The sequence below is a fragment of the Ancylobacter radicis genome, assembly GCF_018449475.1.
Classification (GTDB): Bacteria; Pseudomonadota; Alphaproteobacteria; order Rhizobiales; family Xanthobacteraceae; genus Ancylobacter; species Ancylobacter radicis.
This window is the reverse complement of record NZ_JAHCQH010000017.1, coordinates 238795-263493: the sequence shown is the minus strand read 5'-3', so window position 1 is coordinate 263493 and position 24699 is coordinate 238795. Positions and strand designations below refer to the sequence as shown.

At 67.2% G+C, this 24699-nt stretch carries 26 protein-coding genes; 18 read left to right on the top strand and 8 right to left on the bottom strand.

Annotation, left to right across the window (positions count from 1 at the left end; all coding sequences use genetic code 11):
* Positions 1-19: 19 nt before the first annotated feature.
* Positions 20-1003: a PQQ-dependent catabolism-associated beta-propeller protein gene (locus KIP89_RS13045; protein WP_213755864.1), complete on the bottom strand. Its 984-nt coding sequence runs from the start codon at positions 1001-1003 to the stop codon at positions 20-22.
* 37 nt (positions 1004-1040) lie between these two features.
* The gene (locus KIP89_RS13040) at positions 1041-2288 is read right to left on the bottom strand and encodes an ABC transporter substrate-binding protein (RefSeq protein WP_213755863.1); all 1248 of its coding nucleotides are present in this window, start codon (positions 2286-2288) and stop codon (positions 1041-1043) included.
* A 347-nt stretch (positions 2289-2635) separates the two neighbouring features.
* Here KIP89_RS13040 and KIP89_RS13035 point away from each other — a divergent pair, with 347 nt between their 5' ends.
* The 4 genes from KIP89_RS13035 to KIP89_RS13020 are packed head-to-tail and all read left to right on the top strand — an operon-like array spanning position 2636 to position 5661.
* On the top strand, positions 2636-3172 hold the full coding sequence (locus KIP89_RS13035; protein WP_213755862.1) for a DUF3280 domain-containing protein: 537 nt from the start codon (positions 2636-2638) through the stop codon (positions 3170-3172).
* Entirely contained in the window at positions 3169-4164 is a 996-nt protein-coding gene (locus KIP89_RS13030) for an ABC transporter substrate-binding protein (RefSeq protein WP_213755861.1), read from the top strand. Before KIP89_RS13035 ends, KIP89_RS13030 begins: the two co-directional genes overlap by 4 nt.
* A gap of 7 nt (positions 4165-4171) precedes the next feature.
* Entirely contained in the window at positions 4172-4921 is a 750-nt protein-coding gene (locus KIP89_RS13025; protein WP_213755860.1) for an ABC transporter permease, read from the top strand.
* A complete protein-coding gene (locus tag KIP89_RS13020) occupies positions 4918-5661 on the top strand; it encodes an ABC transporter ATP-binding protein (RefSeq protein WP_250152447.1) in 744 nt (247 codons plus the stop codon). Before KIP89_RS13025 ends, KIP89_RS13020 begins: the two co-directional genes overlap by 4 nt.
* 267 nt (positions 5662-5928) lie before the next feature.
* Here KIP89_RS13020 and fae read toward each other — a convergent pair whose 3' ends face one another.
* Positions 5929-6438: a formaldehyde-activating enzyme gene (gene fae, locus KIP89_RS13015; protein ID WP_213755858.1), complete on the bottom strand. Its 510-nt coding sequence runs from the start codon at positions 6436-6438 to the stop codon at positions 5929-5931.
* 474 nt (positions 6439-6912) lie between these two features.
* Between fae and KIP89_RS13010 the strand changes: the two genes are divergently transcribed.
* The 10 genes from KIP89_RS13010 to KIP89_RS12965 all read left to right on the top strand — a co-directional run bounded on the left by KIP89_RS13010 (position 6913) and on the right by KIP89_RS12965 (position 14219).
* Entirely contained in the window at positions 6913-7122 is a 210-nt protein-coding gene (locus KIP89_RS13010) for a hypothetical protein (RefSeq protein ID WP_213755857.1), read from the top strand.
* A 169-nt stretch (positions 7123-7291) separates the two neighbouring features.
* A complete protein-coding gene (locus tag KIP89_RS13005) occupies positions 7292-8908 on the top strand; it encodes a sensor histidine kinase (RefSeq protein ID WP_213755856.1) in 1617 nt (538 codons plus the stop codon).
* Positions 8905-9594, top strand: a complete 690-nt coding sequence (locus KIP89_RS13000; RefSeq protein WP_213755855.1) for a response regulator transcription factor — start codon at positions 8905-8907, stop codon at positions 9592-9594. Before KIP89_RS13005 ends, KIP89_RS13000 begins: the two co-directional genes overlap by 4 nt.
* A gap of 180 nt (positions 9595-9774) precedes the next feature.
* Positions 9775-9852, top strand: a complete 78-nt coding sequence (gene pqqA, locus KIP89_RS12995; protein WP_170017992.1) for a pyrroloquinoline quinone precursor peptide PqqA — start codon at positions 9775-9777, stop codon at positions 9850-9852.
* A gap of 56 nt (positions 9853-9908) precedes the next feature.
* Positions 9909-10826 carry a pyrroloquinoline quinone biosynthesis protein PqqB gene (pqqB, locus tag KIP89_RS12990; RefSeq protein WP_213756014.1) on the top strand — a complete coding sequence of 306 codons (918 nt, stop codon included), beginning with the start codon at positions 9909-9911 and terminating at the stop codon, positions 10824-10826.
* On the top strand, positions 10823-11560 hold the full coding sequence (pqqC, locus tag KIP89_RS12985; protein ID WP_213755854.1) for a pyrroloquinoline-quinone synthase PqqC: 738 nt from the start codon (positions 10823-10825) through the stop codon (positions 11558-11560). Before pqqB ends, pqqC begins: the two co-directional genes overlap by 4 nt.
* Entirely contained in the window at positions 11557-11868 is a 312-nt protein-coding gene (gene pqqD / locus KIP89_RS12980) for a pyrroloquinoline quinone biosynthesis peptide chaperone PqqD (RefSeq protein ID WP_213755853.1), read from the top strand. The genes pqqC and pqqD overlap by 4 nt, the downstream gene beginning before the upstream one ends.
* A gap of 38 nt (positions 11869-11906) precedes the next feature.
* A complete protein-coding gene (gene pqqE / locus KIP89_RS12975) occupies positions 11907-13034 on the top strand; it encodes a pyrroloquinoline quinone biosynthesis protein PqqE (RefSeq protein WP_369807157.1) in 1128 nt (375 codons plus the stop codon).
* A 22-nt stretch (positions 13035-13056) separates the two neighbouring features.
* Entirely contained in the window at positions 13057-13737 is a 681-nt protein-coding gene (locus KIP89_RS12970) for a hypothetical protein (RefSeq protein ID WP_213755852.1), read from the top strand.
* 140 nt (positions 13738-13877) lie between these two features.
* A complete protein-coding gene (locus KIP89_RS12965) occupies positions 13878-14219 on the top strand; it encodes a hypothetical protein (protein ID WP_213756012.1) in 342 nt (113 codons plus the stop codon).
* 111 nt (positions 14220-14330) lie between these two features.
* On the opposite strand, the gene KIP89_RS12960 is transcribed toward KIP89_RS12965, so the two are convergent.
* Together KIP89_RS12960 and KIP89_RS12955 are read right to left on the bottom strand one after the other, a co-directional pair.
* The gene (locus KIP89_RS12960; protein WP_213755851.1) at positions 14331-16124 is read right to left on the bottom strand and encodes an amidohydrolase; all 1794 of its coding nucleotides are present in this window, start codon (positions 16122-16124) and stop codon (positions 14331-14333) included.
* A 304-nt stretch (positions 16125-16428) separates the two neighbouring features.
* The gene (locus tag KIP89_RS12955) at positions 16429-17256 is read right to left on the bottom strand and encodes a quinoprotein dehydrogenase-associated SoxYZ-like carrier (RefSeq protein ID WP_250152443.1); all 828 of its coding nucleotides are present in this window, start codon (positions 17254-17256) and stop codon (positions 16429-16431) included.
* 158 nt (positions 17257-17414) lie between these two features.
* Between KIP89_RS12955 and gltS the strand changes: the two genes are divergently transcribed.
* Positions 17415-18617 (top strand): sodium/glutamate symporter, encoded by a 1203-nt coding sequence (gene gltS / locus KIP89_RS12950; protein WP_213756010.1) that lies wholly within the window; start codon positions 17415-17417, stop codon positions 18615-18617.
* 33 nt (positions 18618-18650) lie between these two features.
* Positions 18651-18995: a YXWGXW repeat-containing protein gene (locus KIP89_RS12945; RefSeq protein ID WP_213755850.1), complete on the top strand. Its 345-nt coding sequence runs from the start codon at positions 18651-18653 to the stop codon at positions 18993-18995.
* A 30-nt stretch (positions 18996-19025) separates the two neighbouring features.
* Here KIP89_RS12945 and KIP89_RS12940 read toward each other — a convergent pair whose 3' ends face one another.
* On the bottom strand, positions 19026-20216 hold the full coding sequence (locus tag KIP89_RS12940; RefSeq protein WP_213756009.1) for an alpha/beta hydrolase: 1191 nt from the start codon (positions 20214-20216) through the stop codon (positions 19026-19028).
* A gap of 340 nt (positions 20217-20556) precedes the next feature.
* On the opposite strand from KIP89_RS12940, the gene KIP89_RS12935 reads away from it, so the two are divergent.
* Positions 20557-20778, top strand: a complete 222-nt coding sequence (locus KIP89_RS12935; RefSeq protein ID WP_213755849.1) for a YMGG-like glycine zipper-containing protein — start codon at positions 20557-20559, stop codon at positions 20776-20778.
* A gap of 115 nt (positions 20779-20893) precedes the next feature.
* Here the strand turns inward: KIP89_RS12935 and KIP89_RS12930 are convergent, their stop codons facing one another.
* Both KIP89_RS12930 and KIP89_RS12925 read right to left on the bottom strand, forming a co-directional pair.
* Entirely contained in the window at positions 20894-22444 is a 1551-nt protein-coding gene (locus KIP89_RS12930) for an alpha/beta hydrolase (RefSeq protein WP_213755848.1), read from the bottom strand.
* 12 nt (positions 22445-22456) lie between these two features.
* On the bottom strand, positions 22457-23461 hold the full coding sequence (locus tag KIP89_RS12925) for an AI-2E family transporter (RefSeq protein WP_250152442.1): 1005 nt from the start codon (positions 23459-23461) through the stop codon (positions 22457-22459).
* Between the two features lie 233 nt (positions 23462-23694).
* On the opposite strand from KIP89_RS12925, the gene fgd reads away from it, so the two are divergent.
* Positions 23695-24699, top strand: a complete 1005-nt coding sequence (fgd, locus tag KIP89_RS12920; protein WP_213755846.1) for a glucose-6-phosphate dehydrogenase (coenzyme-F420) — start codon at positions 23695-23697, stop codon at positions 24697-24699.

Here is a 24699-nt window from a genome sequence, read left to right as displayed (position 1 = left end):
TTGATGGGAAAAGCGGGACCTACGGGACGACCACGACGCCCCAGGGGGCGCGGCCGGTCGTCACGGATTTGGTGACCTTCTCGGCGGCGACGTCGATGATCGACACGTCGTTGGAATTGCCGTTGGTCGAGATCAGGAATTTCTGGTCCGGCGTGAAGCCGAGCTGCCAGACGCGCTGGCCGACGAGGAGATATTTCTCCACTTCCAGCGTCTTCGGATTGATGACTGCCACGCGGTTCGCCGGGCCAAGCGCGACGAAGGCCTTCGAGCCGTCCTTGGTGATACGCACGCCGACCGGCTGAATGGCATCATCGGCCACGCCGGGGATCTTGAAGGAGATCTTCTTGATGATCTTCCAGGTCGCCGGGTCGATCACCGACACGGTGCCGCCGACCTCGGAGGAGACCCAGAGCTGCTTGCCGTCGGCCGAGAACTCGGCGATGCGCGGGCGGGAATCGACGAGAATGTTCTCGATGATCTCATTGGTCGCCGTGTCCACCACATGGGCCATGTTGGTGGTTTCGGACGTATTGACCATGTATTTGCCGTCCGGGCTGATGCCCATGCCTTCCGGCTCGACGCCGACCGGGATCTCGGCGATCAGGTCGTTATTCTCGACATTCACCACCGTGACCATGTTGTCATCTTCGTTGGCGATGTAGAGCGGGTTGCCCGACGGGTGCAGCACGAACAGTTCCGGGTCGGGCCCCGAGCGCAGCGTCTTCACCAGCTTTAGCGTCTTGGCGTCATAAACCTCGACGCGGTTGTCGTCGGAGGCGCAGACATAGATCAGCTTGCCGTCCGGGCTCGCCGTGATGCCGCGCGGCCGGCGGCCGGTCTTCACCGTCTCGATCACCTTCAGCGTGTCCATGTCGAGCACGGTCATGGTGTGATCGCGCTCATTGGAGATGAAGGCGCGGGATTGGGCGAACGCCGGCAGGGCGTCGGCCATCAGGAGTCCGCCGAGCGCGAGGCTGGCGGAAAGCAGCAGGTGGCGTTTCATCGGTTCCTCCAGGCGATTATTGTTCTGGCGCGGTTGTTCATTTGAACGTGCACGTCGTCTCCGGCCGGTCGAAGCCGAGCGTGTCGAGCGGCGAGGACTGGTGCAGGAAGCCGGCCTGCGGCGAGAGCGTCACCGTATTGGTGGCGTGGGTCAGCAGGATCGGCTGGCGCAACTGGTGGTCCCAGTCGCGGAAGCTGGCCGCCACGCCCTTGAAGACCGGCAGGTCGTAATCGGGCGCCAGCAGTTGCGCACGCACCTTGGCCGTGTCGCTGGAGCGCGTCTTCAGGCTCGCCGAGCCGATGGCGAACACGCCCTCCCACATCTGGAAGTCCAGCGGTTGCATCAGGCGGTTGGACAGCTTGAAGAAACGGCTCTGAAGCTGCGAGGCGCCCCAGTTCTCCATGGTCGGGTGCCAGGAGAGCGGCATCAGCCCCTGCGTGCCGGCGATCGGCCGGGAAAGCCAGGTATTGTAGGGCAGGATATCGCCGAACTCGCCCAGCTCGTCGGCGACGATCAGCATGTCGTACTCGCCGACCTGCGTGCCGCGCGGCACTTCCGACTGCGCGGTGGCGCGGGCATCCGGGCCATAATCCCAGGTCTTCTCGGCGACGATCTTGCCGCCGAACTTCCGGGCCGAGCGGCGCACCGCCTCGGCATAAAGCTTGTCGGCATCGGTGCGCCCGACCATCAGGAACCAGTTGCGCCATTGCTTGGTGACGAGGAACTGGGCCAGCGCGTCCGTCAGCATCGACCGGCTCGGCGCGATGTGGAACACGTTCGCCCGGCAATCGGCCATGCGCAGGCGGTCATCGGTCGCGCCGACATTGATCAGCAGGACGTCCTTGTCCTTCAGCGCGTCGGCGATGCGCAGAAGCTGCTCGGCCGGCACATCCAGCAGGAGGAAGCGGTTGCCGTCCTCGACCAGTTTCTGCGCCACCGGCAGCGGATCGCCATCGGTCGGCACGGTCTCGGTGGCCAGCTTGTAGTCGAGCTTGAGGAAGCGCCCGCTGGTCAGATTGTCCTTGATGCCGAGTTCGGCGCCGGCGATGCCGAGATTGTCCGGCGGCATCTGCAGCGGGGCGATCCAGGGCGGCGGCTCGGGAATCTGGCGGATCACCCCGATGCGGAAGGTCTGCTCGGGCGCGATGGCGGCCGCCGGCTTGGCCGCGAGCGGGGGGGCCGCCGGCGCGCCGGCGGGCGGCGTGGCGTTCTGGGCTGCGGCCGGCAGGGCGGCGCAAGCAAAGACGACGAGCGCCGTGGCGGCGGCGCGAGCCCTCGATCTCATTGGCGTTTCCATCCCACGGCTGACGTTCTCGGAACTTTTCTATGCCGTCGGGTAAAAGTCTAAGCAGACATATCGAAGTATTCAACACATTAGATAACATAAGAATTTAATAAGAATATGAACTATTGTTGATGATCTCACTATACGTGACGTATAAATTCGGGAACTTTTTCCCGGCTATTGCGGGCAAGATTCCAGACGATATGATCGCCACCCGCGAGACGCCGCGCCGGAGACCGGAAACGAGGCCGGGAGCGGCGTTCCCGCGCCATAAGCCGGAGACGGGTTCCTCGATCAGCCAGTCAGGCTGTTCGGGCGACGTGCCGGCACCATCGGAAGGCCAGGGAATGACAGAGCTGTCGCGGATCGGCGCCCTCATGCTGCTGACGGTCGGGCTGGTGAGCGCCGCCCTTGTGGCCCCCGCCCAGGCGGCGACGCGCGTGGCGGTGTTTGATTTCGAGTTGTTGGATACCAGCGGCGAGTTTGATCCGCGTGGTCCCAAACCCGAGGAAATGCGCCGCCTCGCGCAGATCAGCGCGGATGTCCGCGCCCGTCTCACGGCGGCCGGCTATCAGGTGGTCGATCTCGCGCCCCAGCAGGCGGCGCTTACCGAGGCGGCGCCGCTGCGCAACTGCAATGGCTGCGAATTGCCGATCGCCCGCGCGCTTGGCGCCGATATCGAGGTGATCGGCCTCGTGCAGAAGGTCTCCAACCTCATCCTCAACATCAATTTCCAGGTGCGCGACGTGGCCACCGGCGCCGTGCTGCGCGCCGGCAGCGCCGACATTCGCAACAACACGGATGAATCCTGGGCGCGGGGGATCTCCTATCTGGTGCGCAACCGATTGCTCGATCCGCCGATGACCGGAAAGGCCGCCCCATGATCCCCTCCATCGCGCTGACGCGCCGCGCGCTGCTCGCCGCCGCCGCGCTGGCGCCGCTCGCCACGCGCGCCACGGCGCAGCCCGCGCTGCCGAAGCTGCGGGTCGGCACGCTGAAATTCGGCACGCTCAACTGGCTGCTCGACACCATCCGCGCCGAGAAGCTCGATGCCCGCGAGGGTTTCGCGCTTGAGAGCGTCAACTTCGCCGGCGGTCAGGCGACCACGGTGGCGCTGCAGGCGGGCGATATCGACCTCATCGTCAGCGATTGGCTCTGGGCCATGCGTCGCCTCAACGATGGCGAGCCCATGCGCTTTGCCCCCTTCTCAACGGCGCTGGGCGCGCTGATGGTGGCCCCGGACGGGCCGGTGAAGACGCTGGCCGATCTCAAGGGCCGCAAGCTCGGCGTGGCCGGCGGGGCGGTGGACAAGAGCTGGCTGCTGCTGCGCGCCTATGCCAAGGCGAGGCTCGGTGCCGACCTCATCGATATATGCGAGCCGGTCTATGGCGCCGCGCCTCTGGTGAGCGAACAGCTCGCGCTCGGCCGTGTCGATGCCGTGCTGACCTTCTGGCCCTATGCCGCGCGGCTCGACGCGCGCGGCTTCCGCCGCCTGCTCGACATGAAGGAGGTCGTCACCGGCCTCGGCATCGACCCGTCTCCGCCGCTGGTCGGCTATGTCTGGCGCACCGCCATCATGGGCGAGAAGGGCGCCGTCCTCGCCAGCTTCCTGCGCGCGGCGGCGGCGGCGAACACGGTGCTCGCCACCTCGGACGACGCCTGGACGCGCATCCGCCCGATCATGCAGGCGGCCGACGATGCGGAGTTCACCCGGCTGCGCGACTATTACCGCGCTGGCATTCCCGGCAGTTTCGGCGAGCCCGAGCGCGCCTCCTGCGACAAGCTGTTTGCGGTGCTGGCGCAGCTTGGCGGGGCGGATCTGGTCGGGCAGAGCCCGCGCTTTGACCGCGCGCTTTTCGCGCCGATCGGGGAGTAGGGCGCTCGTGTCCACCGCCTCTCGCCTCGGCATGACGGCAGCGTCCCTGCTCGCGCTGCTGCTGGTCTGGCAGGGGGCGGCGCTCTGGGCGGCGTCCCCGTTGCTGCCGAGCCCGGCCGCCGTGCTGGCGGCGATGCAGCGGGCGGCGGAGGGCGGGGCGCTTCAGCGCAACATCGCCATCACGCTGGCGCGGGTGGCGGCGGCGTTCTTCATCGCCATGGCGATCGGCTCGGCCCTCGGCATCGCGCTCGGCCGCTCGCCCCGCCTGAACGAGCTGTTCGGGCCGTGGGTGATCGTACTGCTCAATTTGCCGGCGCTGGTCGTCATCATCCTCTGCTATGTCTGGTTCGGCCTCACCGAAGCGGCGGCGATCACCGCCGTGTCGATCAACAAGATCCCCAATGTGGCGGTGACGATGCGCGAGGGCGCGGCCGCCCTCTCGCGTGATCTTGACGAGATGGCGCGGGTCTATCGTTTCGGGCGCTGGCGCACGCTGCGCCATGTGACTCTGCCGCAGCTCGTGCCCTTCTTCACCGCCAGCGCCCGCTCGGGCCTCGCGCTCACCTGGAAGATCGTGCTGGTGGTGGAACTGCTCGGCCGCTCCAACGGCGTCGGTTTCGAGTTGCAGACAGCGTTCCAGATGTTCGACGTGGCGACCGTGCTCGCTTATGCGCTCGCCTTCACCGTGGTGGTGCAGATCATCGAGATGGGCCTTCTCCAGCCCTGGGAACGCTGGGCCAACGGGTGGCGGCGATGAGCGCGATCACCCTCGACATCGCCGAGAAGCGGTATCCCGCCCGAACCGGCACGCCGGCGCGGGAGATCTTTCGCGATTTTCGCCTCGATGTGGCGGCGGGTGAGTTCCTCGTGCTGCTCGGGTCCTCGGGGCTCGGCAAGACGACGCTGCTCAACATCGCCGCCGGTCTGGACGACACCTATCGCGGCGCGGTGCGCTTCGGTACGGCGAATCCGCGCATTGCCTATGCCTTCCAGAATCCGCGTCTCCTGCCCTGGCGGACGGTGCTGGAGAACGTCGCCCTGCCGCTGGGCGAGGGGATGGCTGCCCGTACGAGCGCGCGGCGCATGCTGGAGGAGGTGGGGCTCGCCGAACTCGCGAGCGCCTATCCCGAGCGGCTCTCGCTCGGCCAGCAGCGCCGCGCCGCGCTCGCCCGCGCCTTTGCCATAGAGCCGGACGTGCTGCTGATGGATGAGCCCTTCGTCTCGCTCGACCAGCCCGCCGCCGAGCGGTTGCGCGAGTTGCTGCGCCGGCTATTGGCCCGCCGCCCGGCGAGCGTGATGTTCGTCACTCATGACCCGCGCGAGGCGGTGGCGCTGGCGAGCCGCATCGTTCTGCTAGAGGGCAGTCCCGCCACCGTAGCGCGGGATGTGAAGGTGACGCTCGGGCTGCGCGAGCGCGCCTCGCCGGCACTGGCCGACGCCTTCCTCATCCGCATGGGGATCATCCCGCGGACCGAGCCGGCAACGCCGCGCGGCTGAACCCGCCCTGACGTCCGAACTTGAAAAGCCCGGAGCGAAGGCTCCGGGCAAGGGTTCCGACATGAAAAAGCCCGGAGCGAAAGCTCCGGGCTTGGGAGAAAGTCGGCGGTAGGGAGAGGGCGGACTGCCCGCCATCTCCATCGCTCAAGTCACGCCGGCACGCCGATGTCACTTGTTCAGAAAGATCGCAGCCAACCGCTGGAGCAGGCCCTTCGGATAGGTAGGGGCCGCGGGCGGTGGTGTTTTCTGCCCAGGGTTGCTTCCGATCTAAGCGGCGGCGAAGGGGTGCTTGGCGGTGCCGGCCTGAGCCAGCACTTCCTTTACCGACGGCGAGCCTTCGACAGCGCGCTTGAGCGCCTCTTTGGTCGCCTCATAGTTGAACTGCTGGATCTTGGCGTCGTCCGCCGCTTCCCAGTGGATGAACACGCCGACCGAGATGTACAGGTCGTCGGCTTCTTCTTCCGGGATCACGCCTTCGGCGACGCTGTCCACGACCGCCTTGGCGACGCCGTACTGCGCCGGTCCGAACATCTGGACGGCCTGACGGGCGTCCTTGATGGTAACCTTGTTGAAGAGGATCGTGTTGGGCTTGGCGAGCAGGTTCGGGGTCACCACCGCGAGGAGCGAGGTGAAGCCGTCCTTGTTGTTGGTCAGCGCATTGAGGAAGGCGCTTTCCGCCGCGCTGCCGCGCGGTCCGATGATCAGGTCGATATGGGCAACTTCGTTGCCGTCGCCGACGAGCGACTCGCCGATCATCACCTTATTGATCTTGGCCATGTAATTCCTCCCAGGAACGGGGTTGCATGAATGAGGGCTGGGAATGCCCTCCATCAATGTCCCGGCTATCTTTGTTGCAGCGTTTGGGTCACCAAACCGGTTGGCCCGATAGCACGACCAGACACGTTACGGGGCAGAGACTAGGCTTGCTTCGCCTTTAACTGCAAGGGATTCTTCGGCTCGCCCGACGCAGGTCGCCGCTTTCCGGCGGGGCGCGTCAAAAGGCCTCCGCCCGGCACCGCCGATGCGGAAGAACGCGCCATGGGCAAGCCGTGAGCACTCCCCGGTCCGGCAGCTCAATCTTTTGGCGACCGCAAGCTGAACTCATCCCCCGGTTGCTGCGTATAGGCAGCATCCGCTAAACTGGTCCAAGAATTGCTGCACCGCAGCAGGGCCGGAAACGCGATCGAGAACGTTCCCGGACACAGAAAGGAAGCGCCCGGGATCCGTGTCTCACGCCAGAGGACCTGCTGCATGGAACTGATCCTGTCTATCTGCCTGATCGCCAGCCCCGGCACCTGCCGGGAAGAGGCGCTGTCGGTCAGCCTCGAATCCACCGGTGTACCGGCGCAATGCATGATGAGCGCGCTGCCGGTGATCGCCGAGTGGAGCGGCACCCATCCCAAGTGGAAGGTGCTGAAGTGGCGCTGTGCGCCTCCCGGGAAGGCCGGCCAGGACATCTGAGGCCCGCCTTCAGCCTTCCACCTTGACCGTGCCGCCCGCGCTCTGCTGCGTCGCAGCGTGCGCTGGGGCAGCGTCCATGGAATCATTCTCGCTGCGGCAGGTTCGCTGCGTCGGCTGGTGATGTCTTTCTGGCCGGGATTCGGGGCAAGGCGGGGATTCGGGCAAAGGCATGGGGCGGGTCCTGTTTTCCTCGCTGCGCACGCGCATGGCGCTGCTGCTCGCGGTTGCCGTGCTGGTGACGGCCGCTTCCGCCGCACTTCTGGTCGCGGCCCTCGGCACGACCAACAACCAGTTGGACCGCCTCGTCTCGGCGCAGAGCCGGCTGGAATTGCTGTCCTCGATCTCCGGCCGAATCGGCGATTACGCGCTGATCTCGCTTCAGGCCGCGCAGCAGCCCGGCCCGCGGGGCGAGGAGGCGCTGGGTGCCGCGCGGGCGGCCACGCTGGCCGCCTTCCATCGTTTCGAGATGGCGCTCGCCAATGATGTGATGCGCTATGGCGACGAGGAGCAGCGCACGCTGATGGCGGCGCGCAGCCGCACCGTCGCCCGCCTGCACGCCCATTTCGAGGTGATGGACCGGCAGATCACCACGGCCCTTTCCGGGCCGGACCCGTCCACCAGCGTGCGCGTCGCGCTCGATGTGTTCGCCGCCGGCTTCGGCGCGCCGCTGAGCCAGGCTATGGAGGAGGAGCGCACCGATGCCCGCGCCGCCCAGCTCGCGGTGCAGGACCTGCGCGGGCGCGTCATCCGCTGGGGGCTGGCCGGCGTGCTGCTGGCCTTTGTCGCCTCCATCTTCATCTATCACCGGCTCGGCTCCTCGCTGGTGCAGCGCGTCGCCGATGTCGCGACCGCCGCCGCCGCCATCGCGCAGGGGCGTTCCGATACCCGCCTGACGGTCACCGGCCATGACGAGCTGAGCCTTGCCATGGCGCGGTTCAACCGCATGGCCGCTCATCTCGCCCGGCGCGAGCAGCGGCTGATCTCCGACCAGCGCCGGCTTCAGGAAATCGTCGATGCCCGCACCGCGGAGCTGCGCGCGGCCAATGTCCGGCTGGAAAATGTCGATCTCGCCCGGCGCCGCTTCTTCACCGATGTCAGCCATGAACTGCGGACCCCGCTCACCGTGATCCTCGGCGAAGCGGAGGTGACGCTGCGCGGCGGGCGTCCGAGCGAGGAGGATCTGCGCGCGGCGTTGCTGGTGATCCAGAACCGCGCCCGCCGGCTGCACCGGCGCGTCGAGGACCTGCTGCGCATCGCCCGCTCGGAGAGCGGCCAGATCGAGCTGGAGCGCCGGCCGTTCCTCGTCGCCGATCTGCTGGAGGATGTGCGCGAGAGCATGTTGCCGGTGGCCCGCGCGGCGGGACTGCCGCTGGAGGTGGTCTGCGCCGGTGACGGCCTCGCGCTGGAGGCCGACCGCGAGTGGCTGCGGCAGGTGCTCGACGGACTGGTGGCCAACGCGGTGCGCCATTCCACGCCCGGCCAGCCGGTGCGGCTTGAAGCCGCCCGCGACGGCGACGCCATGGTGATCCGCGTGCGCGACCGTGGCACCGGCATTCCGGCGCGGGATCTGCCCCATGTCTTCGAGCGGTTCTGGCGCGGGCAGGGGGAGGGGCGCGAGGGCACCGGCTTCGGCATCGGGCTGGCCCTTGCCAAATGGATCGTGGACCGGCATGGCGGCCGGATCGACATCGAGAGCAGTACCGGGGAACATGCGCCGAGCGGCACCTGCGTGATCGTGCGCCTGCCGGCCCGCGTGCCCGACATCAATCTGGAGGCGGCGCAATGACCATTCTGATCGTCGAGGACGACCCCGACATCGGCTCGCTGCTCCGGCGGGGCTTCGCGTCGGAGAGCTATCAGGTCGAACTGGTCGGAGACGGCGAGGAGGCGCTGCGCGCCGCCACGGGCAAACCGCTGGAAGCCATCATCCTCGACGTGATGCTGCCCGGCCGCTCGGGCATCGAGGTGTGCCGGGCGCTGCGCGCTGGCGGCCAGACGGCGCCGATCATCATGCTCTCGGCCCGCTCCAGCGTGAATGAGCGCACCGAGGGCCTGCTGGCCGGCGCCGACGATTACATCATCAAGCCCTTCGCCTTCGAGGAGTTGCTGGCGCGGGTGAAGGTGCAGGCGCTGCGGCGCTCCAATGGCGAGGAGGAGCAGCGCGTGCTCACCGCCGGGCCGGTCACGCTCGACCTCGACACGCGGCAGGCGCAGATCGGCGGCACAAGGGTACGCCTCACCGAGCGCGAGGTGGAATTGCTGGCGCTGCTGATGCGTCATGCCGGCGAGCCGCTGGCGCGGGCGGACATTTTCGCCGCGCTCTGGGCCGGCCATGGCGGGGCGTCGCTGAACGTCGTCGACGTTTATGTCGGCTATCTCCGGCACAAGCTGGCCGAAGCCACGGCGGAGGGCGGGCAGATGATCGTCACCGTGCGCGGCAGGGGATTCATGTTCGAGCCGGGCGTGGCCTGAACTGGTCTCGCGCGTATGTGTTCTGGTATTATGTGTGCCTACACAGTTGTGTGAAGGCTTACTTGACGAAAAAAGAAACAGACACCACAATCACTCATGCGGCTAATTAAGCCGTAAAATCAACTGCTTCTTATGATCTTCTTATGAAGTAAATGGAAGCAAAATTACATGGAGGAAGTTATGGCCTGGAACACTCCTCGTATCGTCGAAGTCTGCGTCGGCATGGAAGTCAACGCCTATTTCCCGGCTGATTTCTGAGCCTGAGGCGCGGGCGGCGCGGGAACGGCGTATCCATGCTTAATTCCGCGTCCCGCCTGCATCTCACTGTCCTCGGCTCGGCAGCCGGCGGGGGCTTTCCCCAATGGAACTGCCGATGTCCGGTTTGCACCCTCGCTTGGGATGGTGATCCCCGTGTCCGCCGCCGGACCCAGTCGTCCCTGGCGGTCAGTGCGGATGGCGAGCGGTGGGCATTGGTGAACTGCGCCCCTGAAATAGTGACGCAAATTCAAGCTGTGCCGGCACTGCATCCGCGAGGAGGCCGCCGGCATTCGCCGGTGGCCTCCGTGCTTTTGACCAATGGCGATATCGACCATGTCGCCGGGCTGCTGAGCCTGCGCGAGGCGCAGCCCTTCACCCTGTTCGCCACCCCGGCCATCCATCGCGTGCTGCGCGCCAGCAGCGCCTTCGACGTCCTCGCCGAGGATGTGGTGGCCCGCCGCGATGTGGAGCTGGGCGCCTCGTTTGAACTGGTCGAAGGGGTCACGGCGACCATCTTCCCGGTTCCGGGCAAGATCGCGCTCTATCTGGAAAAGACCGAGGAAGCACAGACGGGCGCCCTCGTGACCGATATCGAGGGTGAGCAGACCATCGGCGTCGAAATCGAGGCCGGCGGCCGGCGCGCCCTGTATATTCCTGGCTGCGCGACCATGACCAACGCCCTGCGCGACCGCCTCGCTGGCGCCGATGCGGTGTTCTTCGACGGCACGCTCTGGCGCGATGACGAGATGGTGCAGGCCGGTGTCGGCACCAAGACCGGCAAGCGCATGGGTCATATGAGCATGTCGGGCGACGAAGGCTCGATGGCGGCTCTGGCCGGCCTCGATATCGGCCGGCGCATCTACGTGCATATCAACAATACGAACCCGGTGCTGATCGACGGCTCGCCCGAGCGCGTCACGGCCAACCGGGCCGGGTGGGAAATCGCCGAAGACGGGATGGAGATTGTTCTATGACCACGCTGATGTCGCCCGAGGAACTCGAGGCGCGGCTGCGCGATGTCGGCAAGCGCCGCTATCACAGCCTTCACCCGTTTCACCGGCTGCTGCATGACGGCAAGCTGAGCTTCGGGCAGGTGCAGGCCTGGGCGCTCAATCGCTATTACTATCAGGCGATGATCCCGGTGAAGGATTCCTCGATCCTCGCCCGCATGGAGGAGCCGGAGCTGCGCCGCGCCTGGCGCCAGCGCATCATCGACCATGACGGCAATCACGAGGGCGAGGGCGGCATTGCCCGCTGGCTGACGCTCACCGATGGCGTCGGGCTCGACCGCGATTACGTCACCTCGCTGCGCGGCCTGCTTCCCGCCACCCGCTTCGCGGTGGATGCCTATGTGCATTTCGTGCGCGAAAAGAGCCTGCTGGAGGCCATCGCCTCCTCGCTCACGGAGATGTTCTCGCCGGGCATCATCGGCGAGCGTGTCGCCGGCATGCTGAAGAACTATGATTTCGTCTCGAAGGAGACGCTGGCCTATTTCGACAAGCGTCTCACCGAGGCGCCGCGCGACGCGGATTTCGCGCTCGATTATGTGAAGCGCCACGCGCGCACGCCGGAGCAGCAGGAGGCCGCCATCCGCGCCCTCGAATTCAAATGCGATGTGCTCTGGGTGCAGCTCGACGCGCTGTACTTCGCCTATGTCGAGCCCAAAATGGCTTATCCGGGCGCCTTCGTGCCCAAGGAGACGCGATGACCGCCACCTTCGCCGCGACCGATGTGCCCAAGCTCGCGCGCGGCGTGCGGCTGCGTCACGACGATGCGCGCGGCCAGTGGGTGCTGCTGGCCCCGGAGCGGGTGCTGAATCCCGATCCGGTCGCGGTGGAGATTCTCAAGAGGGTCGACGGCGCCCGTTCCATCGACGTCATCGTCGATGAGCTGGCGAGCGCCTTCACCGTCGATCGCGACCGCGTGGCGACGGATGTCGACGCCTTCCTCGCCGGACTCGCCGAAAAGGGCATGGTGGAGTTGCGCCCGGCGGTCATCGGGGATGCCGCGTCATGAACGTCATCACCGATCTCGTCGACAAGGCAAAGGAACTGGTGAGCGAGGCGACACTCTCCCCCCGCCCGGCACCACCCATCCCCTATGGCATGCTGGCCGAGCTGACCCATCGCTGCCCGCTGCAATGCCCGTATTGCTCGAATCCGGTGGAGCTCGACCGCCGCAATGTCGAGCTGGATACCGAGACCTGGCTGCGCGTCTTCTCGGAGGCGGCCAAGCTCGGCGTGCTCCAGGTTCACCTGTCCGGCGGCGAGCCAACCGCGCGGCGCGATCTCGAACAGATGATCCGCCATTGCGTCGAGGTCGGGCTCTATACCAACCTCATCACCGCCGGCGTCGGCGTCACGCCCGAGCGGCTGCAATCCATCTCGGATGCCGGCATCGACCATGTGCAGCTTTCCTTCCAGGGCGCCACGGCGGAGGTGACCGACAAGGTCTCGAACTTCCGCGGCGCGCATGAGAGGAAGCTCGCCGTGGCGCGCGAGGTGCGCCGGCTCGGCCTGCCGCTCACCGTCAATTCGGTGGTGCACCGCGCCAACATCCACCAGATCCCGGCCTTCATCGAACTGGCGCTCGAACTCGACGCCAAGCGCATCGAAATCGCCCATTCGCAATATTATGGCTGGGCGCTGCGCAATCGCGGGGCGCTGATGCCGACGCGCGACCAGGTGTTCTGGGCGCTCGACGTGGTGGAGGAAGCCCGCGTGCGGCTCAAGGGCCGGCTCACCATCGACGCCGTGGTGCCGGACTATTACGCCAAATATCCCAAGCCCTGCATGAATGGCTGGGGCCGGCAGTCGCTCAATGTCACGCCCTCGGGCCGGGTGCTGCCCTGCCACGCGGCCGAGACCATTCCGAACCTCGATTTCTGGAATGTGCGCGATCATTCGCTCAGCGATGTCTGGCTGAACGCGCCGTCCTTCAACGCGTTTCGTGGCACCGACTGGATGCCGGAGCTGTGCCAGAGCTGCGAGCGCAAGGAAGTCGACTGGGGCGGCTGCCGCTGCCAGGCGATGGCGATCGCCGGGGACGCCGCCGCGACCGATCCCGCCTGCCACAAATCACCCCTGCACGCCCATCTTCTGGCGCTGGCCGAGGCGGATGCCGCCACCGGCGAGGCCGAATATGACTACCGGCGCTACAGCGTGCCGGACCGCAATAACTAGAAACTGACGGGAGTAACGCCCGATGCGGCGCCTTGCCTTGATCCTCGCCGCCACGCTGCTCGCCGGCGCCGCTCACGCGGCCCCCACGGGCAATGAGATTTTCTTCGAAGCGCCCTATCTGTCGCGCGTCGCGCCGGGCACCACGCTGAACTATGTCTACAAGCACGTCACGGCGAAGGCGGATTTCGGCGAGGGTTTCGACGAGACCATCGACATGGAGGTGACGGCCCCGGCCGATGACACCACCAAACGCATCGCCAGCGTGGAAATCCATCGCGGCGCACGCGAGAGCGAGGCCGGCCCGTTCCCCACCATGAACGGCAACCCGATTTCCCTCGTGCTGCTGGAGCGCGACGTGAAGGAGATGGCGCAGCTCAGCAAGGGCAGCCCGTTCTATCTGCGCAACCGGCTGCGCGAGCACCTCGCCAGCGGCACGGTGGAGCCGACGCGCTTCGAATTCGGCGGCAAGACGGTGGACGGCTGGAAGCTCATCATGCGGCCCTTCGCCGAGGACCCGAACAAGGACAAGCTCCAGGAACTGGCCCAGCGCCGCTACGAATTCCTGTTCTCCGACGAGGTGCCGGGCGGGCTCTATGCCATCCGCGTCGTCACGCCCGCCAAGGACGGCGCGTCCAACATCATCGAGACCAGCCTGACGCTGACGGGTTCCACATCGGCGGGGGCGACCCCGCCCGTCCCATAGTGCCGCCACAAACGAGCCGCCGAAAGCGCGGCCGGGAGGAAACCATGCGCATCATTGCCGCCCTTGTTTTGAGTGTCGCTCTGGGAGCGGGCGCCGCCGCCGCGCAGTCGTCCGGTGGCGCGCCGGCCGATGCCTCCACCATGGCCCCGGTGGCTGCCGGCGCCAGCCGTCCCGCCCCGGTGGTCCTGCCCGGCGCCGGGCTGGTCAATGACTACCCGACAGTCGCCCGCGCCGACTATGTGTTCGGCTGCATGGCGGCGAACGGCCAGAGCCGGCAGGCGCTGGAGAAGTGCTCCTGCTCGATCGATACCATCGCGACCATCCTGCCCTATGAGAAATATGTCGAGGCCGAGACCATCCTCAGCGTCGGCCAGGTCGCCGGCCAGCAGGCGGAAGTCTTCCGCTCCACCGGCATGTTCCGCGACATGGTGGCGGATCTGCGCCGCGCCCAGGCCGAGGCGGAAGTCACCTGCTTCTATTGAGGCGGGTGATCGGCGCGCCTGATGGCGTCGCTCGCATGCCGCGAGCGACGCCGAACCGTTCGGCGTCGGCCGGCGGGCCGATGCCTGGCATAGCCCGCCGGGGATGCGGCCTCAGCCGAAGATCTTCTCGCCGCCGACCCAGGTCTGCGAGACCTTGATCTTCATGATGTCGTCGGGCGCGACCTTGAACGGGTCCTGTTCCAGCACGACCAGATCCGCCTGCTTGCCCGCGTCCAGCGTGCCGAGCCGGTCGCCCTGACCGATCTGCGCCGCCGCCGCCGCCGAGGTTACCGCTCGCAGCGCGTCGAGCACGGCTATCTTCTGGTCGGGACCGATGATGGAATTGTCGATCGCGCAGCGCCGCGTCACCGCCGTCTGGACGAGGCGCAGCGTGCCGAGCGGCGAGCAGGGCCCGTCCGTGTGCAGGGTGAAAGGCAGGTTCTCCGTCACGCAGGCCCCCGCCGGGTCCATGAACGCCGTCCGCTCCGGCCCGAAAAGCTGGTCGCGATAGGCGGCGCCGTAGAGATAGACATGGTTCATCAGGAAGCTCGGCTCGACACCCAGCTTCTTCATCCGCACCAGCTGGTCGGGCCGCACCATGGTGCAATGCTCGATGCGGTTGATCCCGGTCGACGGATTGGCCCCATAGCCGGCTTCGATGGCATCGAGCGCATTGTCGATGGTGAAGTCGCCATTGCAGTGGATCTGCACCGGCCAGCCGGCCGCCTTTGTGGCTGCCACCATGGTCTTCAGTTCGTCCGGCGCATAATTGGGCTGGCCCTTATCGGTACCCCCGAGATAGGGGATCGTCTGCGCGCCGGTCTTGGTCTGGTTGGAGCCGTCGCCGATGATCTTGATGCCGTAGAGCGAGAAGCGGCAATCGGGGAACAGCGCCGCCTTGGCGCCGCGACCGAGCGCCTTGTAGGCATCGCCGCCGGCCATGTCGTCATACATCAGGCTGGCGCTCAGACGACCGGTTCCCGATGCGGTCAGCTTGACCAGCCCGTCGATCCAGTCCGGCTGTATGGTGCCCGGCTCATGGGTCGCCGTATTGCCGAGCGCGGCGCTCATCTTGAAATAGTCGGTCATCGCCTTGGTGAAAATCGCCGGCGTGATCTTGGGCAGGCCATGCGAGACGAATTTCAGCATGGCGCTTTCTTCATAGATCAGCCCGTTCAGCTTGCCGTCCGGGCCGCGCCCGAAATGCCCGCCGCCCGGCAGCATGCCGACATCCTCTGTGATGCCGGCGATCTTGAAGGCGGCGGAATTGGCCGCGCCGTCATGCATGTTGATGTACCAGACGAGGATCGGCCGATCCTTCGACACGCCGTCCAGCTCGGCCATCGACAGATCGCCGCCTTGCAGCAGATTGTCGAAATCATAGGCGAGCAGCCATTCGCCCGCCGGCAGCTTCGCGTCGAGTGCCTTGAGGCTGCCGATCAGCTCGGCGCGGGTCGGGTAGTTGGTGTAGCCGACATCGGCCAGCAGCTCGGAAAACAGCGCCACGAAGCAGCTATGCTGATGCGGGTCGATGAAGCCGGGCAGCAGCGTGCGTCCGTCCAGATCAATGATCTTGGTCGAGGCGCCTTTCAGTCCGGCGATATCGGCGGCGGAGCCAGCCGCCAGGATCGCCCCGCCCTTGACCGCCAGCGCCTCGACCGATTGCGCGCCGGCGGCGCCGAGGGGAATGATCGTGCCGCCCTGGAAGATCATGTCGGCTCCCCCGGCCGCCTGCGCGGCGGCGCGGTCACCGGGCAGGGTCAATCCTGCTACGCCCGCCGCTGCGCCGGCGAAGGCCATGAAGCTGCGGCGCGAGGGCCCGTCACGCCAAGCAGCCGGGGCGGCGGGCCAGCCGCTATAGAGGCTCTTATGGGTGAAGAGGGTTCCGATGCAGACGCGGCACATGATGTGTCCTTAGAAGTTCACTTGTAAACGAGTGTAATATGGACAATTCAGCTTCCGCCAATCGCCCATTGTCAGTATGTAGGGGTAACATCGTAGCGCAATTGTGTCGACCGCGCTCAACCTATATTGATCTGTTCTAAAGGGTGTGTGCCGATTACACCGGCCGGGCCAGGGCGCCAAAGCGCGCCCGAGCGACGCGCCCAGCTGGCCGGGCCGAGCTGACATCCCCGCCCTTCGGCTCACCATCTGTCGCGATCGGAGGTCGCTTCTCGCTTTCGAGCGCGCGGCGGCGACCCGTCCCGCTTCACCCCGCCGGCTTCAGCTCGCTCTCGAATTTGCGGCCATCCGTGTCGGCGGCGTGTACGTCGATTTCCTTGCCGGTGGGCTCGTAGGAAATCTGGATCGCCGGGTCCTCGCTCAGCGAGATGCCGCCGACCATGGAGAACACCAGATCCTCGCCCTGACGCACCTCGATATTGTCGACGAATTTGGCGGGGATGTAGAGCCGCGTCACCTGGTCCATTTGCAGGCCGGAATAATTGGGGTGGCGGATCATCAGTTGCAGCTTTGAGAGCCGGCTCGCCTGCGTGGCGTCGCCGGCTTTGCCATCCTCCACCACGCGCAGCTTCATCTGGCCGAGATTCTTCAGCGCCTGTTCCTCGTCCTTCAGCGCCGGGGCCGAGCAGCCGCCCGACGCCTTCACATAGCGCGCGACCATGTGCAGCGAACCATCGGAGAGTTCGGCGACGGCGCGGATATAGCTGTAGGAATTGACCCGCAGCCGCGTGCCGAGCGTCACATCGTGGCGCTGCCCGCCAAAGCTGAAGGTGGCGGCGACGGGGGCCGGGTTCTCGTCGACGATGAGCGTGAGCTTCTTCACCGTGCGCGGATCGCCGGCCGGCAGCATCACTTCGGCTTCCACCGGCACCATGGCGGCATCCTCGGCCCGGCCGGGTGCGGTGAGCCGCACCAGCGGGCTCGCCTCGGTGATCGCCTGTTCGCCGAACACATCCGGCTTCAGCTCCTTCCACGTCGCGTCGGCGCCGGGCTCCTGCGCGGCGGCGGCGTTGACGGCGAGCGCGGAAAAGGCGGCAATGGCGAGAAGGCGCAGGGTAAGGCGCATCGTCTGCATGGCATGTCTCCCGGACGCCCACCGGATCATTATCCGTCCGGTGGTGCGGGTGTCATCATACGCCGTTACGGCGTGAATTGGCAGCACATTGCCGCGAGCGGCGGCCTGCGGCACAAGAGGTCCGGGGAATAGCCGCCCGAGGGGCGGATGGGGGGATGATGACCAGCATCGAGACGCCGGGACTGTTGAGCTTCACCCTCGCCATTCTGGTGTTCTTCGCCGGCGAGGGCATCAATCGCGCCATTCCGTTGCTGCGCGCGTTGAACATCCCGGTCGCGGTGACCGGCGGGCTGCTCGCCGCCCTGGCGACCCTCGCCGCCTATCGCTTCTTCGGGATCGAGATCAGCTTCGCGCTTCAGGCGCGTGACATGCTGCTGCTCTATTTCTTCACCGGCATCGGGCTCAACGCCCGGCTCGACGATCTGGTCTCCGGCGGGCGGCCGCTGCTCGTTCTCCTCGCCCTCACCGTAGTCTATCTGCTGCTCCAGAACGTGGTCGCAGCCGCGGGCGTCACCGCGCTCGGCCTGCCCGAAGGGCTCACCGTGTTCCTCGGCTCGGCCTCGCTGGTGGGCGGGCACGGCACCACCATCGCGTGGGCGCCGGTCATCGCCGAGCGTTTTCAGGTGCCCAATGCGCTGGAGGTGGGGATCGCGACCGCCACGCTGGGCCTCGTGGTGGCGAGCGTCACCGGTGGACCGATCGCCGGCTTCCTCATCGCGCGCCACCGGCTGCACGGTCCCCGCGCGCGGGTCGACGTGGTGGGCGTGCCGGACCGCGGCGCGCCGCTGCGCGAGGACATCAGCCATGTCAGCCTGCTGCGCACCGTGCTGGTCCTGAACGTCGCGATCCTGATCGGCTACGGCCTTGAGGAACTGATGGAGGAAGTGGCGCTGAAGCTGCCGCTTTTCGTCATCTGTCTGCTGGTGGCCATCGTGCTGACCAACACGGTACCCCGCCTGCTGCCGGCCCTGCACTGGCCAACACGCACGCGCGCCCTGGCGCTGGTCTCGGATTTTTCGCTGAACCTGTTCCTGTCCATGTCGCTGATGAGCATGCAGCTCTGGACCCTGGGCGGGCTCGGCCTCGCCTTGCTGCTGGTGCTGGCGGTGCAGACGGCGGTCGCCGTCCTCTACATCATCTTCGCCGTCTTCCCGGCCATGGGACGGAACTACGACGCCGCCGTCATCGCGGCCGGCTTCACCGGCATCAGCCTCGGCGCCACGCCGACGGCGATAGCCAACATGACGACCGTGACCAAGGTGCATGGGGCTGCCCCGCAGGCCTTCATCATTTTGCCGCTGGTCTCCGCCTTCTTCATCGACATTATCAACGCCGTGGTCATCGGCTATATCGCCGGCTGACCCTGACTCTGCCCCGGTCCAAGGACTATCCGCATGATTTCCCGACGTTCTCTCGTCAAAGGATTGCTGAGCGCCACCCTTGCCGCCCCGCTCGGCCTGTCGCTGCTTCCCGCGGCCGAGGCGCAGCCGGCGCCGCCGCCCCCTGGTGCCGTTCCGCCCGGCCCGCCGCCGCCGCCGCGCCGCGAGCCGCGTCCGGCCGCGCGCCGGGGCTATGTCTGGGTGCCCGGCCACTGGAACTGGTCGGCGCGCTACCGCTGGGTGTGGGTGCCCGGCCATTGGGAGGAAGCGCGGCGCGGCTTTGTTTATGCCGGCCCGCGCTGGGTGCTGCGCCGTGGCCGCTGGGTATATGAGCCGGGCCGCTGGGTGCGCGCCCGCTGAGCGCCTCCGAGCGCCGTCGCGACCCCGCCGTCAGTCGGCGGCGGGGTCGCGCACGGTCTCCTGCGCCGAGCGCCCGAATTCCTCGATCTGCGCGCCGTAATTCTGGCGCGTCGCGGGATCGATCACCATCAGCGGGGCGCTGACCGCAAGGCCCGCGGCGGCGCCGACCGTCTCGCCCGCCGCCATGGCGGCGACGCCGATGCGCTCGCCGAGGCTGACATTGGAATCCGTCACCGTCTGGCCGTTCACCAGACGCTGGCCGATAAGCTGCACCACTTCGGGCGAGGAGGCGAAGCGCCCATGATTGAGCGCGTCGCCCGAGCGCATGGCGGTGAGGTCGATCACCACGATGCCGGACTTCTCCAGATCGCGGTAATGGTCCTGTGCGCTGATCAGGCCGAGCCGGTCGATGCCGCCGGCAATCCGGCTGGACACCTGCAACGCCCGGTCATCGCGTGAGACGAACAGGGTAAAGCGCGCCCGCGGTCGCTCCAGCGCCCGCCATTGCGTGGCGAACACGTCCACATCCACATCGGGCGAGGCGAGGATGACATTGCTGATCTTGGTCGGCAGGCTGCCGCGCCGGATCGCCATCTGCCGCAGCCCTTCCATGGCGAGCCAGGCCCCCATGGAATGGGCCATGATGGTCACGTCCTTGACGCGCGGGTCGCGCGTCACCTGCCAGACCGTTTCCTCGAAGGCATCGCGCGAGAAGATCGTGCTCTCGCGGTCGAACAGATAGTCGAACACCCGCGCCCGCGAGGGCCAGGTGAACAGCACCGGCGCGACCTTGGAGCCGGAATCATGGGTGATCTGGGCGAAGCGGTAGACCGCATCCTCGAACCGGTTGTTGAAACCATGCACGAAGATCAGCACCCGCCCGCCGGGCGGCAGGTGCTTGTCCAGCCACTGCTTCGCGGCGCCGCTGCCGTCGAGCGGCGTCACGTCGAGCGTGGCGAAATCGGTGCGCGGATTGGCCGGCAGGCGGCGCGGCCACTGCACCTCGCCGATCTTGCGCACGTCATCGGGCGGGATCGAGACGGTGAAAGCGGTCAGCGCGACCTTCTCGCCGCGCTCGCCGGTGAACAGGATGGCGGGGTCGTCGGAGCGCGCCCGCGTCGTCGCCACCAGCATCGGCACGCGGGTCGCTTCCGGCGCGGCCGCCTCGACCGGGGTCAGCACGCCCACCGGGCGGTTGGAACAGGCGGCGAGATCGCCCATCAGCAGCAGCGCGACCAGACGGAGCGCGGTGTTGCGTCGGCGGGCGAGGTGCTGGTCGGTGCGGTGCGCCAAGATGAGGTTCCTGTGGCGGAGCCCGGCGGCCCACGCGCCCTAGCGTTACAGGGTCCCGCTCTCCGTCTCAACCCGCCTGTCGGACAGGGGGCTTTCGGGTCGGGGGAGGTGAACTAAGTAGTTCAGTTTTCCGGCAGGCTAAAGGTCGAGAAAAACGGCGGACGTCCTTCGTATTCGCCCGGCTTTGCCGCACCGCATCCATGAACTCGATTGTAAGGGCAGCCTGCTACCGTTAAGCAGGTACGGAGTTCCCGTAGGAGATTCGTCCATGTCCAAGTCTGTTGCCGTCAAGATCGCCGCCTTTTCCATTCTTGCGCTGGCGGTGGCCGGCTGCACCACGACCGAGCGCCGCGCCGGCACGGGCGCGCTGATCGGCGGCGGCGCGGGCGCCATCATCGGCGGCATCGCCGGCGGCGGCACGGGTGCGGCGGTCGGCGCGGCGATCGGCGCCGGCACCGGTGCGGTCATCGGCGCCGCCACGGCGAACTGATTGCCGAACTGATCCGGCGGACGCCCTGGCCTCTGCTCAAGTCCGAAAAGGCCGCGCCCGGCAGGGACGCGGCCTTTTTGTTGGGCGCCTTTGTGGCCCTTGTCGCGCGCTCCTCTCAGGGCGCCGGCGAGGGCGGCGGCGGCTCGACCGGCAGCGCCTCGTCCACCAGCGGGCTCGGCGCGCCGCCCGCCGGGGGTGCCGCCGTCCGGGTGGGCAGCGGCGCGCCGATATCGGCGGCGATACGCTCGGCCATATAGGCGTAGAACGGGTTCGACGACATGCGCACCAGCGCGTCGAGATTGACGATCAGCGCCCCGCGCTCGCCGCGCACCGCCATCGCCCCGAGTTCCAGCCCCTGATTGTCCGCCGGGTCGGGGTTCGAGCCATAGAGCCCGTCCGAGGGCGGGAAGGGCAGGGCGACATGGGAGAGCGAATAGACGTCGCCCGGATAGGTCAGGCCGAGCGGGCGCTCGCTCTCGCTGGTGGCGCCGGCCGGTGTCGTGCGCTCCACCACGGCGTCATTGCCGGCGACATTGGTGATGATGGTGCTCTCGAAGCTGCGCGGCGCCGCCGGCAGGGTGCGGGTGAGCGCGTCATAGGTCGTGGCGCGCAGCAGCGGCCCCAGCTTGGTGTCGCGGTTGATGTCGAACAGCACCAGTTCGCTGCCATTGTCCGGCAGCAGCCCGTAAAAGGCGTTGACGATCGCCCGCGTCGAGACGGTGAAGTCCATCACCGACTGGAAGGTCAGCGCCGGCGGCAGATCACCCAGACCGCCCGCCCGCGCCCGCCGCGCGATGGAGTCCTGCAACGCCGCGGTGAGCCGGTGCGACTGGCGCGCGCCATTGACCGGGAAGGAATTGTACTTGAACGGGTTGAATTCCGGGATCACCCCCAGCCAGGCCGCCTTGGCGAAGGCGGGCAGCAGCGCCGGCAGGCCGGCGAGCCCGGCGAAGCGGGCGAAGGAGGTGATGCCGATCATCGGCGAGATCAGGATCAGCCGGTCGACGCGCGGCTGCTGGGCATCGTCCAGCGCATCGAGCGCGTATTTCAGCGCCAGCGCCCCGCCATTGGAGAAACCGACAATGTGAAGCTGGCCGGTGTCCCCTGCGCGGCGCCGGGCCTCGCGCACGGCAAGGCGGGTGGCGGCGAGCCAGTCCTCCCAGGTCACCTCGGTGAGCCCCGCCGGCACCGTGCCATGGCCGGGCAGGCGCGGCGCCACCACCGCATAGCCGGCGGCGGCATAGAGCTGGCCGACATGGCGCAGGCTGTAGGGCGAATCCGTGAGGCCATGCAGCAGCACGACGGCGCCCTTGGGCGCGCCCTCCGGCTCCAGCGTGTAGGAGCGGTTCCAGTCGCGTGGCAGATGCGGCGGGTAGACGACGCTGCCCTCAAAATAGCGGTTCGAGGGAATGCGCTCATCCTCCGGCAGCTTCTGCACCACCTCGCGCTGCACCTCCGTGAAGGCCCGTTCCTCGGCGGCGAGATAAGCCGCCCAGTCCGCGCCATCCAGCTCGGCGATGCTCAGCTCATGGGGGATGAAGGTGTGCCACGGCTCCAGCGGGGCGCCGCTCTGGGCGTAATAGATGCGCGTGCCGATGAAGGTGACGAACACCAGCACCACCGCGACGACCAGCAGCCTCAGGATCGTTCTCAGCTTGCGCAGCATGATGTTGCTCCTTCAACCGGCCGCCGGCGGCGCGCCGGAGAGCAGGCGCGCCACCCAGCGGCTGTCCTCGAACTGCTCGCACAGCGTCAGCGCGGCGATGACGATGGGCACGCCGATAAAGGCCCCCGCCAGTCCCCACATGAAGGCCCCGACGAACACCGCCAGCAGCACGATGAAGGGCGAGACCGCGAGCGCCCGCCCGGCGATGCGCGGCTCGATATAGCTGCCGGACAGGAACTGGATGATGTTCATGCCGGCGAACACGGCGATCGCCATCTGCCAGGATTCGAACTGCGCCATGGTGAACAGCGTCGGCATCAGCGTCGCCAGCAGCGGGCCGATGAAGGGAATGTAGTTGAGCACGAAGGCGATCACGCCCCAGGCGATTGCGAGGTCGAGCCCGGCGAGCGTGGCGAAGCCCCAGACGGCAAGGCCCGTGCACAGGCTCACCACGGTGCGTACGCCCATATAGCGGCGCAGCTTCGCCCCGGTCTCGGTGCAGGCGGCGAGTACGCGCCGGCCATTCTCCCCGGCCTCGCCCGCCGCCAGCTTGCGGCGGATCACGTCTATTTCCAGCAGGCCGAGCATCACATAGATGCCGGTCAGCACCGCGAAGCCGAGCATCCCGTTGACCCGCGCGGCGGCGCTTTGCAGGAAGCGGATCATCCAGCCGACATTGAAGGTCTCGACCATGCTGCCGGCGATGATGAGCCCATGCCCTTCCAGCCAGCCGGCGGCTTCGGCATAGAGCGTCTGGAAGCGCCCGGCATTGGCGATCAGCCACTGCGCCGCCTTGCCGAAGCCCCACAGCGTCAGCGAGAACAGGCCGGCCAGCACGACGAGGGTCACGATCAGCGTGAGAAGCAGCGCCAGCAATTGCGGCATTCGGCGTTGCAGCCGGGCCTGAAGCGGCCAGACCAGCGCCATGATGAACAACGCGAACGCCACCGGGGCAATCAGGTCGCCGCCCAGATAAACGGCTCCTGCGATCAGGATGGCGCAGCCGATCCCGATCATCACACTCAACCCACGCCCGCCCATGCCGCTTCGTCACTCCCTCAGCCCCGGACACTTTGCCGGATAAGTCCGGCCGCGCCAATGGACAAAGCGTGCAGCCGATAGCACGGTGGCAACGGGCCGGCGCTGGTTGAAGTGAAAAACTAGTGTTCTGTTATAAAATGAATTTTTCTCATATTGTGCTGCAACTCTATATCACCCTATCATCCACGCATTGAAACGGAGGCGGCACGGTGCTCAGGCTCGGCTACAAGGCGTCGGCGGAACAGTTCGACTCGCGCAGGCTGCTGGATTTCGCGGTGGAGGCGGAGGTCTGCGGCTTCGATTCCGTCTTCATCAGCGATCATTTCCAGCCCTGGCGGCACACCGGCGGCCATGCCCCGGCGGCGTTTCCGTGGATGGGGGCGGTAGGCGCCTCCACCTCGCGCATCATCATGGGCACCAGCGTGCTCACCCCGACCTTCCGCCACCACCCCTCCATGGTGGCGCAGGCCTTCGGCACGCTCGGCCAGCTTTTCCCCGGCCGTGTGATTCTGGGTGTCGGCTCGGGTGAATCGCTCAACGAGGTGCCGGCCACCGGCGCGCCCTGGCCGGAGATGAAGGAACGCTTCGCCCGGCTGCGCGAGGCGGTGCGGCTCATCAAGGAATTGTGGAGCGGCGAGCGCATCACCTTCGAGGGCGAGTTCTACCGCACCGAGCGCGCCACCATTTATGACCGGCCGGACGTGCCGGTGCCGATCTATGTCGCCGGGGCCGGGCCGATGGTGGCGAAGTTCGCCGGCCGGGTCGGCGATGGCTTCATCTGCACGTCAGGCAAGGCGTGGGAGCTTTATTCCGAGACGCTGCTGCCGAACGTCGCCGCCGGCCTTGAAGCGGCGGGCCGCTCGGGCGAGGGTTACGACCGGATGATCGAGATGAAGGTCTCCTTCGACACCGACAAGGCCCGCGCCTTGCAGGACACCCGCCATTGGGCGGCGCTGAGCCTGTCGCCGGAGGAGAAGATGAGCGTGGAGGACCCGCTGGAGATGGAGAAGCTGTCCGACGCGCTGCCGCTGGAGCGGGCCGCCAAACGCTGGATCGTCTCCGACGACCCGGAGGAGCATGTGGCGCGCATCCGCCCCTATCTCGACCTCGGCTTCAACCACCTCGTGTTTCACGCGCCGGGCGAGGATCAGGCGCGCTTCCTGCGGCTTTATGCCGAGCAGGTGCTGCCGCGCCTGCGCGCGCTCGCCGGCTGA

What these genes read in the sequence shown, in the direction of transcription:
- KIP89_RS13045 (WP_213755864.1), bottom strand. Translation starts at nt 1,003, where the DNA reads ATGAAACGCCACCTGCTGCTTTCCGCCAGCCTCGCGCTCGGCGGACTC.
- KIP89_RS13040 (WP_213755863.1), bottom strand. Translation starts at nt 2,288, where the DNA reads ATGAGATCGAGGGCTCGCGCCGCCGCCACGGCGCTCGTCGTCTTTGCT.
- KIP89_RS13035 (WP_213755862.1), top strand. Translation starts at nt 2,636, where the DNA reads ATGACAGAGCTGTCGCGGATCGGCGCCCTCATGCTGCTGACGGTCGGG.
- KIP89_RS13030 (WP_213755861.1), top strand. Translation starts at nt 3,169, where the DNA reads ATGATCCCCTCCATCGCGCTGACGCGCCGCGCGCTGCTCGCCGCCGCC.
- KIP89_RS13020 (WP_250152447.1), top strand. Translation starts at nt 4,918, where the DNA reads ATGAGCGCGATCACCCTCGACATCGCCGAGAAGCGGTATCCCGCCCGA.
- fae (WP_213755858.1), bottom strand. Translation starts at nt 6,438, where the DNA reads ATGGCCAAGATCAATAAGGTGATGATCGGCGAGTCGCTCGTCGGCGAC.
- KIP89_RS13010 (WP_213755857.1), top strand. Translation starts at nt 6,913, where the DNA reads ATGGAACTGATCCTGTCTATCTGCCTGATCGCCAGCCCCGGCACCTGC.
- KIP89_RS13005 (WP_213755856.1), top strand. Translation starts at nt 7,292, where the DNA reads ATGGGGCGGGTCCTGTTTTCCTCGCTGCGCACGCGCATGGCGCTGCTG.
- KIP89_RS13000 (WP_213755855.1), top strand. Translation starts at nt 8,905, where the DNA reads ATGACCATTCTGATCGTCGAGGACGACCCCGACATCGGCTCGCTGCTC.
- pqqA (WP_170017992.1), top strand. Translation starts at nt 9,775, where the DNA reads ATGGCCTGGAACACTCCTCGTATCGTCGAAGTCTGCGTCGGCATGGAA.
- pqqC (WP_213755854.1), top strand. Translation starts at nt 10,823, where the DNA reads ATGACCACGCTGATGTCGCCCGAGGAACTCGAGGCGCGGCTGCGCGAT.
- pqqD (WP_213755853.1), top strand. Translation starts at nt 11,557, where the DNA reads ATGACCGCCACCTTCGCCGCGACCGATGTGCCCAAGCTCGCGCGCGGC.
- KIP89_RS12970 (WP_213755852.1), top strand. Translation starts at nt 13,057, where the DNA reads ATGCGGCGCCTTGCCTTGATCCTCGCCGCCACGCTGCTCGCCGGCGCC.
- KIP89_RS12965 (WP_213756012.1), top strand. Translation starts at nt 13,878, where the DNA reads ATGGCCCCGGTGGCTGCCGGCGCCAGCCGTCCCGCCCCGGTGGTCCTG.
- KIP89_RS12960 (WP_213755851.1), bottom strand. Translation starts at nt 16,124, where the DNA reads ATGTGCCGCGTCTGCATCGGAACCCTCTTCACCCATAAGAGCCTCTAT.
- KIP89_RS12955 (WP_250152443.1), bottom strand. Translation starts at nt 17,256, where the DNA reads ATGCAGACGATGCGCCTTACCCTGCGCCTTCTCGCCATTGCCGCCTTT.
- gltS (WP_213756010.1), top strand. Translation starts at nt 17,415, where the DNA reads ATGACCAGCATCGAGACGCCGGGACTGTTGAGCTTCACCCTCGCCATT.
- KIP89_RS12945 (WP_213755850.1), top strand. Translation starts at nt 18,651, where the DNA reads ATGATTTCCCGACGTTCTCTCGTCAAAGGATTGCTGAGCGCCACCCTT.
- KIP89_RS12940 (WP_213756009.1), bottom strand. Translation starts at nt 20,216, where the DNA reads ATGGGCGATCTCGCCGCCTGTTCCAACCGCCCGGTGGGCGTGCTGACC.
- KIP89_RS12935 (WP_213755849.1), top strand. Translation starts at nt 20,557, where the DNA reads ATGTCCAAGTCTGTTGCCGTCAAGATCGCCGCCTTTTCCATTCTTGCG.
- KIP89_RS12930 (WP_213755848.1), bottom strand. Translation starts at nt 22,444, where the DNA reads ATGCTGCGCAAGCTGAGAACGATCCTGAGGCTGCTGGTCGTCGCGGTG.
- KIP89_RS12925 (WP_250152442.1), bottom strand. Translation starts at nt 23,461, where the DNA reads ATGATCGGGATCGGCTGCGCCATCCTGATCGCAGGAGCCGTTTATCTG.